6 protein-coding genes are annotated in these 6,774 nt (G+C 35.3%); all 6 read right to left on the reverse strand.

Annotation, left to right across the window (positions count from 1 at the left end; all coding sequences use genetic code 11):
• Nucleotides 1-524: 524 nt before the first annotated feature.
• Entirely contained in the window at nt 525-2,477 is a 1,953-nt protein-coding gene (locus C6H08_RS10770) for a hypothetical protein (protein ID WP_104686202.1), read from the reverse strand.
• Nucleotides 2,478-2,872: 395 nt separating this feature from the next.
• Nucleotides 2,873-3,676 carry a TonB family protein gene (locus C6H08_RS10775; RefSeq protein ID WP_034580528.1) on the reverse strand — a complete coding sequence of 268 codons (804 nt, stop codon included), beginning with the start codon at nt 3,674-3,676 and terminating at the stop codon, nt 2,873-2,875.
• Nucleotides 3,677-4,552, reverse strand: coding sequence for a FliO/MopB family protein (locus tag C6H08_RS10780; RefSeq protein ID WP_034580526.1), 876 nt, complete (start codon nt 4,550-4,552; stop codon nt 3,677-3,679). It lies immediately after the preceding gene.
• A gap of 24 nt (nt 4,553-4,576) precedes the next feature.
• A complete protein-coding gene (gene fliN, locus C6H08_RS10785) occupies nt 4,577-4,963 on the reverse strand; it encodes a flagellar motor switch protein FliN (protein WP_005218113.1) in 387 nt (128 codons plus the stop codon).
• A gap of 140 nt (nt 4,964-5,103) precedes the next feature.
• A complete protein-coding gene (locus C6H08_RS10790) occupies nt 5,104-6,453 on the reverse strand; it encodes a tetrahydrodipicolinate N-succinyltransferase N-terminal domain-containing protein (protein WP_052092940.1) in 1,350 nt (449 codons plus the stop codon).
• Between the two features lie 82 nt (nt 6,454-6,535).
• The coding region (locus C6H08_RS12190; protein ID WP_233708583.1) for a hypothetical protein at nt 6,536-6,774 on the reverse strand (239 nt) is incomplete at its 5' end.

Here is a 6,774-nt window from a genome sequence, read left to right on the forward strand (position 1 = left end):
CCTTTTGTTTTGCTAAACTCGCTTGAATCTATAAGCGATCTTTTTTCTTCTTTGCCCTCTTTTGTAGAATCGCTAGACTTAGCATTTGCTCCAGCCACTAGCACAGGGGTGAGTGCTAGGGATTTTAAAAACTTGCGTCTTTGCATTGAACTAACCTTTTTGAGATATAATTTTCTAGCATTGTATGCAAGTTTGAACGCTTTGTGTGTAACTTTATCACAAAAGGGAAAATTGGAATGCAAGGTGAAAGAGTGGACAAAGTTATAAAAGGTTTAAACACTTATCGTTTGGGGTTTGGGTTTTTGGGAGTTTGTAAGCTTTTTTGCATTCTGTGATTATCATACACAAAAAAACAAGATTTGATTAGTTTTGTTCTAACATGTAGCAATACTTAAGAAGCAGAATTAAAGCAAATACTTTTAGTGAAAATTTTGTAAAATCTTACAATGCAAACTTTTATGAAATCGAACAAGATCTGCAAATATGGCTAAGACCTGTTTTTAATATACTTAACTCGAAGTATTTTACCTTGGCTTTTTTATCCTATTTTGTGCGGTAATGTCAATCGTAATGCTATCATCTTCATTATTTGCATACGCCACAGCGTAATATACAATATAGTATGGTGATTTATCACCTTTTTTATCTTTCCAGCCATTGCCAAAGTCTTCTAGCACTTCTGTGTAGTAGTTTGCCACACATGTTCTTTTTTGAGTTTTTGTCTGTATGCCCTTATCTTCAATATTACTGATATGGGCGGTTAGCTTTGTGGTGATTTGGGCTTTAGTTTTGTCCCATAGTTGCATAAATTTTTGCTGTGCCTCTGTGCCGTTTCTGCGACCTTCCTCTTGGGCTCTTACCATAGCATGTTGGTAGAATCCTGCCTGTGCAAACTGCCTATACACAAGATCTGAATCACACATTGGCGGTGTGCGTCCTTGTGGTTTTTGCTGTGCTTCATTGTTACGCACAAGGGTTGTTGTTTGTTTGCGTCCTTGCACTTGAGTTTCGTTTAGGATTGTGAGTTTGGCTGTATTTGAATCTTTACATGAGATTTGATAGGTAACCTGATACATAGGTGATTTATCGCCTTTTTTATCTTTCCAGCCGTTGCCAAAGTCTTCTAACACTTCTGTGTAGTAGTTTGCTACGCAGATTCTAGTCTCTCTATCAACTTGAGAATCTTGCTCATAAATATTACTTACACGCGAGGTAAGTTTTGGTAAAATCGCCCCTCTTGTCTGCTTCCACAAACGCATGAATTCATCTCCAGCACTCTGCCCTTTGAGCCGTGCCTCTTCTCTAGCACGCACACTCGCATGTAAATCAAGGCTTGTTGCGGCAAATCTGCGTGTTATCTCACTGCTATTGCAGCTAAGAGCAGCTATGCAAGCACCTGTTTGTGTGCTTTCTCTTGGCTGCGTTTGGTTTGTCTTGTCTTGGAGATTATCTTGCGTTGTTTTTTCTTGTTTGTTTTGCTTATCATCTTGCTCATTCATCGTTTCTTTATTGCTAGTTTCATGAGTTGAATCTTTATTGCCTGATTGCTGATTTGTAGAATCTTGATTGATAGGGTTTTGGTCTATATTTTCAGTGTTTGTAGTGTTTCTATTTTGCGTATTTGTAGAATCTGTCTCATTTTGGGCTAATGTATCACTAGATTGATTAGAATCTTGGCGTGTGTTTTCTGTATTATTTGTAGTTTTAGATTCCGCATTTTTGCTGCTTTCTTGATTATCTCGTGTGTTTGTATGGTTAGAATCTGTTGGTATAGCTTCATGTTTGTCTTTATTAGTCTCATCATTAGGGGCATTATCTTTATTAGGTATATCTTGCGTGGTGTTAGATTCTGCAAGAGTGGTGGAATCTGCTTGATTATCATTAGTGGGGTTTTTATCAGATTTTTTACTGCTTGTTGTAGCGTTTGTATTTTGTGCGTGTTGCGTGTCTTTGTTAGATTTTCTATCACCTTTTGTAGCGGTTTTTGTTACAGAATCTTGATGGGGCTTATTTGGGCTAGTTTTAGAATTATTGTTTTTAGATTCTGTTGTATTGGCTGTGGGGTTTAGATTTGCTTTAGGTTGCTGATTACTATCTTGCGATATCTTGGTGGTATCGGGATTTTGTGCTTTAGAATCCTGTGGCTTATTTGAGTTTAGGTTATCATTTTCTGGTTGAATTGCTGTATCTGTTTTTATAGACTTAGTTTCTTGTCTCTCGTTGGGTGTATCTGCGGGTAACACACTCTCATTGGTGTCTAAATGAGATTCCAAATTTTCCTCATGTTTTGTTTGAGAATCTTTTGATTTATCCAGATTGGTATCAAAATCTTGCTTATTACTTTGCCCTTTGGTCTCTAGCACTGCTCTATTGTTCTGTGTATCACCAGCGGTATTTGTGTAATATACAGCAACACCGCCTACCAAAACTAGCAACACAATTATAATGAGAATTCGTATATTCTTTGCTTTCATCATGCCCTCACAAAATAAAAATAGACTTATTATACATTAAAAGTGCTGAAAACATGCTTTAAGATAAAAGTATGAAATCTGCTTTTTTTGTTTGTTTTATTTTGGCTACTTTGGAATCTAAAGATTCTATTTTGCTTTTAGGTTGCGGCGTAATACTTTATGTTTTGTTGTTTGAAATGTGGCATTGTATTTTGTATGGAAATTTAATATTAGAATCTAAAACGACATTTTACTTCTTTTTCAAGATTATTCTAAACCGCAAATATTGGCTCATATTTGTAAATTGGTAGAGTCTAGATTTATTTGCGTTGAGTTATATTTGTTTTCGTATAGACTGGAGTTTTAGTCTGGCTAATCTTGGGCTGTGTTAAATTTAGGGTTAGCAAATAAATTTGTGATTACTGCATCCTTAGGTTGTAGTTTCCTCTTACGCGTATTGTGATTGGCTTTGGGGGTCGCTTTAAACTTTTTGCAGACTGCTCTATTAGTAATCGCATGGAATCATCTAGGGCTTCTGCGTTTGTTGATTGCAATATTTTTACATTTTCAATATGTCCATCTGGATACAATACAAACTCAATCAAGCCCACACCTTGCTGTTTTAGATATATAGCAAGTTGTGGATAGTCCATTCTGTCAGCGGTTTTTTGAAACACTTCGCCATTTAAAAAGTAACTCTCTGCTAGATAATCCTTTTCTTCCTTACTCATATTTTGCAGCTCTGTGCCATAAAGCTGCAAGAGATCATTGCGTATTTTTTGTGGCAATTTATCAAAGTTTGCATTATCCGCCTGTCTTTTTAGCTCTTGTGTTAGGCTTGGCTTTGGACTAGCAAAGGGGTTGAATTCCCCTGTATTTTGCGGGATACTTAGACTTTGTAAGTCTATATCTGTGCTTGGTGGTGTTTGTGGCTGCGTGATTGTGGCTGTGCTTTTTTTTGTAGTTTTTTGTTGCGGTGTAGGCTTATTTTGCATGGTTTCTGTCTGTGGTTGCGATGTATTTGTGCTAGATTCTATAATGTTTGGCTGGATATTTTCTTGTTGCAATACACCAAGTGAGATGGGACGCAAAACCACCTTTTTTTCTGGCATAGGCAAACTTTTGTAGATAAAAAATAGGGCAATATGTGCAAGTATTGATAGGCTAAAGGCAAGTAGGAATCTATCCTTATAGATTCGATAATGTGTGGCAACGCTACGCATTTACTGCCTTTTTGATTGTTTAGAAAGAAGATTTTCACTTAGAATCTGTGTGAAGCTTTGCTGTTTTGGGCTAGATTCCATATCGTTTGTTTTGTCTGTTTGAGTGTCGTGCTGTATTGAATCAAGCAGGGTTATACCATGTGGATTTATACCGATGAGATAGCGTTTTTCACCATATCGAATGAGTGCAATTTTATTTTTAGAATCAAGTATTTTTGCTTGCTCTAATACGATGCTAGAAGTTTCTATCCCCCTATTTTGTCGCAATTTAATCACATATAAGAGTATTAAAATGGCAACCATAATGCCTAATACAAGGAAGTATCGCCATGAGCTAATCTCATAACTACTCTCTTCTAATAAATTTTTTATATCAGAATCTTTAGTTAAAAGTGTATCTGTGCTAGTTGGGATAGCATTAAAGCTTACGAGATAGACTTTTTTATCATGCGAGATTAGCGTGGCACTCTGCAATGCAGTATCTTTGCTAAATTCAATATAGGCGTGTTTTAATATAGAATCTTGCTTTATTGAAAGACTACCTAAAGGTGTAGCTATATGCTGTGTTTTATCAATGATAAAGTCTTTTAGCATGATATATTTATATTGTGAATTTGGCTGTTGTGCCTTAATAGAGTCTTGCTTGATAGAATCTTGTATTGATAAAGGTGTATTAAAACTTGTAGAATCTAGAACCTGTGGTGCAATGGTAAGCTCTAAAAGTAGGGCAATATGTTCTTTATTGTCTATTTTAAGAACGCTAGATTCTGTCGTATCATGCAATATGGCTTGTGTTATCTTATATTGCTTTGTAGCTGCATACACGCAAGAGAATAGGGCGTAATATAATAGAAATGCAAATATGCTATAACGCATACATATCCTTAAATCTTTATGCAATTAACTCTCATGATCAGAGACTTCACGCGCAATGTAATACACAATCGCATTGGAATCTAAAATCTCATTAATCCTTATAGCAAGATTTCTTTCATATACCATAACTTCACCCTTGCCTACAACCCGATCATTTACAAATATCTCCACACTTGCCCCTGCTGGTTTTTGTAAATCTATGATAGAGCCTTTTTCATACTTGAGAATCTCATTAAGTGGTATTTGTGTCGTGCCTAAATCTGCACTAAAAAGCACTTTCATATCAAGCAACCCCTCATAATTTGCCATCATATCTTCAAGATATGAAGCTAACTCAATCTCACGCGGGGTATGCACCTGTTTCTTGTCTAAAATCTCATATTTGTCTTCTGTTGCGTTCTTTTCTGCCATAACCACACTCCAAAAAAAATAATATAAATTATATACTATTTTTATAATTTTATAAAGAATATTTTGCAAGGCTTATTTATGCTTAAAAACCTTACATAAATAAACATAGTTTTTAAATCCTATTAGTAGCAAACTCCAAACTAATGTAAATCTTTATTTAAACTAATAGCCCTAGCACTTCTAAAGGCAATAAGACAAGGATTCTGTGTCATAAATCTAAAATGCACGCCATTTAGACCGCTTAGCATAAGTCCTTTATATAATCCGTTACTTTGTATTTCAAAATTAGCATTTACTTCTTTAATCTTTTGCGCTTCTTCATTGTCAATCTTTACGACACTTCCAGCAAGTATTGTAGTCCCAGCATCAACGATACAGCTATCCCCAAGGCTAATGCCTGTTACAGAGTTTGCTCCTAGCAAACAATTTTTACCAATGCTAATGGGCGTTGTATTCCCACCACTAAGCACACCCAAAATACTCGCTCCACCGCCAATATCTGTGCCTTCGCCAACGATTACAGATGAGCTAATGCGTCCTTCATTCATACATGCCCCAAGTGTGCCAGAGTTGAAATTCACATAGCTAGCACCCGGCATTTGCGTATAACCAGCACCCAAAAATGCACCAAAGCGAGTTTTTGCACTATCTAGGATTCTAATATTATCTGCTTGTGGTAATACCTGCATTAAATAGCGGGGGAATTTGTCTATAAAGTCAATACATGGGAATTCGCCCTCCATTTTTAGCGATACTTCATTATCACGCAAATACTGCAATTCATAAGGCTTATTGCCACTCCATGCAAGATTTGGTAAAAGTCCAAAGATTCCATCAAGATTAAGACTTCTAAGCGGTGCAAATCCTGCTGATAATGCGTGTAATTTAGCATAGGCTACTTGCAGAGATTGTGTTTGTAAATCATCAAAATATGCAACAAGTTGGAATTTATAAAACTCATTTTCACCTTTATAAATATCACTCACATGACGCAATAATTCAAAAATAATTTGTATATTTTTATGCTTCTCCCCGATATGTCTGTGTATTTTGCTATCTGTAAAAAGCACATCAGCGGTTTTTATTGAGTATGGATCGGTTGAAAATTTATCGCAAAGATTCTTAAATTTTTGCAAAGTATTTTCACCTGCATGTTTTTCATCATAGCTTGAAAGTTCTTTTTCAATAAAAGGGTAAAATAGACATAACGCACGAAATACAAATGCTGCATCAATATCAACAACCACTTCATTATTCTCAAAATTTTGCAATTTTGCTGCCGTTGCAAACACTGCAAAGCTACCAAAATTTTGCATAAAATTTAGAAAAGGAAAATTGATACTTATAACACTTTTAGAATCAAGGCGAGAAAGCTCTGCTCTAGCTATCCCAAAACTTTTTGGCTGCTTTTTGTCCTGACAGAACGCTTCTACAAATTGCTTAAACTCTGCTTCTGTGCGAATGATTGATATTGAAGAATGGCTTGACATAAAATCTCCTTTGAAATAGTATAGAACTCTAGAATAAACCCGTTATGGTATCATAAAAGTTTGTATTTTTAGTTGCATGAAATTATAGTAAGGTATGCAGGGCTAACTTTTTTGAAGTTTGTTGTCCATGCAAACATAAAATGCAAAAAATATAACATTGATTTTTAATAATGAAAATAATGTGATTGTTAATGGTGTTATATATTAACTCTACTTTTAGAATCCTGCATAGCAATAGTATTAAAAATAGTATTAAAATCGCATGATATAAAACTTTTTGATACAAATATTCCATATTTAAGCACTCATACCATTTCATAA

The sequence above is a fragment of the Helicobacter bilis genome (assembly GCF_900198365.1).
Lineage (GTDB): Bacteria > Campylobacterota > Campylobacteria > Campylobacterales > Helicobacteraceae > Helicobacter_A > Helicobacter_A bilis_B.